The following is a 2,182-nucleotide window of genomic DNA, read 5'->3' on the forward strand; positions in this document are numbered from 1 at the left end:
GGCGCCGCATTGGTCCTGCTCGACGCCGAGCGCGCCGAGGCCGTCGCGTTGGGGGCGGCGCTGGGATCGTTCCGGCACGCCAAGGTCACGGCTAAGAATGGCGACGACGACGCGGCGGACTCCCTCCGGATCCTCGTCACCGAGGGGGCCACTGACGCCGTCACCCGCGCCTCGGCGATCGCCGAGTGCGTCGGCCTGGCCCGCGACCTGGTCAACACTCCACCCAACCTGCTCTTCCCCGGTTCCTTCGCGGACCGCGCCGCCGAGCTCGCCGCCGCCGCGGGCCTGGAGGTGGAGGTCATGGACGAGACCGCTCTGGCCGAGGGTGGCTACGGCGGCATCCTGGCCGTGGGCGGCGGTTCGTCCCGGCCACCGCGCCTGGTCCGTCTCACCCACCGCGGGAACGAGAGCCGGCCGACCGTCGCTCTGGTGGGCAAGGGCGTCACCTTCGACACCGGCGGTATCTCCATCAAGCCGGCCGCGGGCATGGAGCAGATGACGATGGACATGGGCGGTGCGGCCGCCGTGGTCGCGACCGTCATCCTGGCCGCCCGGCTCGGTCTGGACCTGACCGTGGTGGCGACCGTCCCGATGGCCGAGAACATGCCGTCCTCCACCGCGTACCGGCCAGGCGACGTGCTCACCATGTACGGCGGGACGACGGTCGAGGTGCAGAACACCGACGCCGAGGGGCGGCTGATCCTCGCCGACGCCATCGTCAGGGCCTGCGAGGACTCGCCCTCCCACCTCATCGACACGGCCACGCTCACCGGCGCGCAGATGGTCGCGCTGGGCAAGAAGTCTCCCGGGGTCATGGGAACCGAGGAGTTCCGTGACCGGGTGGCCGAGCTCAGCCGGGGGGTCGGCGAGGGCGGCTGGCCGATGCCGCTGCCGGAGGAGCTCCGTGACGGGCTCGACTCCGAGGTCGCGGATCTGACCAACGTCACCCCGCACCGCTGGGGCGGCATGCTCTCCGCGGGCCTGTTCCTCAAGGAGTTCGTCGCCGAGGGCGTCGAGTGGGCCCACATCGACGTGGCGGGCCCGGCCTACAACGACGGCGGCGCCGAGGGGTACCTGCCCAAGGGCGGCACCGGCGTGCCCGTGCGGACGATGCTCGCCGTACTCGAGGACATCGCCTCGGCCGGCTGACCTGACCGCGGTGGGTCAGCCCTCGTCGGCTCCGCGCATCTGTTCGCGGAGCCGGCGGGCCCTCTCCTTGCGCTCGCGGGAGATGCGGACTTCCTCGAAGAGCCGCATCCGGTCCGGGTACCCGGTCTCCATCGCGTCGTAGAGGGGGATCTTGAGCTGGTCGGCGAGCTTGCGCGCGGTGGCCACGTCCCCCACCGGGCGTCGCGTCCACTCGCCGTCGAACGCGATAAGGAGGAGCCCGGGCACCGACACGAGAGTCTCGGGCTCCAGGTAGGCCTCGATCCCCACCCTGGTCTCGCACCAGGACCGGAAGTGGGCGAGGTCGGCGGGATCCGCGGGGATCCGCGTCTGCCTCCGTCGGAAAAGATCGCGGATCGCCACTGTCGGTCTCCTCCCGTCGGCCCCCCGTCCGGGGTGGGGCCGTCTACGCCGAATCGATCGTACCGAGCCCGAGCACCGGTGATGGCGCGGCCGCCGTACGGATCGGGCGCCCGCAGACGCCGGGATCGGAGCGTCCGCCGACACCGGCAGGTGGCACAGGGCACAATGGTGTTCGATCATCCGGTCGGGCCGCCACAGTGGTTCCGTCCCGGGTCGTCTCGAAGAATCGATAGCCCACACACCATGTCGCCGCTCATGCGGGCGCGGATCGCGCCGGCGGGCAGCGCCCAGAACTCTTGAGGAGTCACGACACCATGGCCTTCTCCGTACAGATGCCGGCTCTCGGTGAATCCGTCAGCGAGGGCACCGTCACCCGCTGGCTCAAGAAGGAGGGGGACACGGTCGAGGTCGACGAGCCGTTGCTCGAGGTCTCCACCGACAAGGTCGACACCGAGATCCCGTCGCCCGCCGCCGGCACGCTGTCCAAGATCGTCGCCGACGAGGACGAGACCGTCGAGATCGGCGGAGAGCTCGCGGTGATCGACGACGGTTCCGGTGGATCGGACGACGCCGACGAGCCGGCGGAGGACTCCTCTGACGACGACACTGCCGACGAGGTCGACGACTCCGCTGACGACTCCGAGGACGAGGC

Annotated in this window: 3 protein-coding genes; 2 read left to right on the forward strand and 1 reads right to left on the reverse strand. The window is 71.1% G+C overall.

Annotated elements, in window-relative coordinates:
* A partial coding sequence (locus G6027_RS15790; RefSeq protein ID WP_241727190.1) for a leucyl aminopeptidase occupies window positions 1-1,149 on the forward strand: 1,149 nt, incomplete at its 5' end.
* A 15-nt stretch (window positions 1,150-1,164) separates the two neighbouring features.
* Here G6027_RS15790 and G6027_RS15795 read toward each other — a convergent pair.
* Window positions 1,165-1,530 (reverse strand): oxidoreductase, encoded by a 366-nt coding sequence (locus G6027_RS15795; protein WP_182637993.1) that lies wholly within the window; start codon window positions 1,528-1,530, stop codon window positions 1,165-1,167.
* Between the two features lie 314 nt (window positions 1,531-1,844).
* Between G6027_RS15795 and G6027_RS19075 the strand changes: the two genes are divergently transcribed.
* Window positions 1,845-2,182 (forward strand): biotin/lipoyl-containing protein (locus G6027_RS19075; RefSeq protein WP_346995771.1); only part of this gene is annotated, 338 nt, incomplete at its 3' end.

This window comes from Dietzia sp. SLG310A2-38A2, from assembly GCF_014145095.1.
Taxonomy (GTDB): Bacteria; Actinomycetota; Actinomycetes; order Mycobacteriales; family Mycobacteriaceae; genus Dietzia.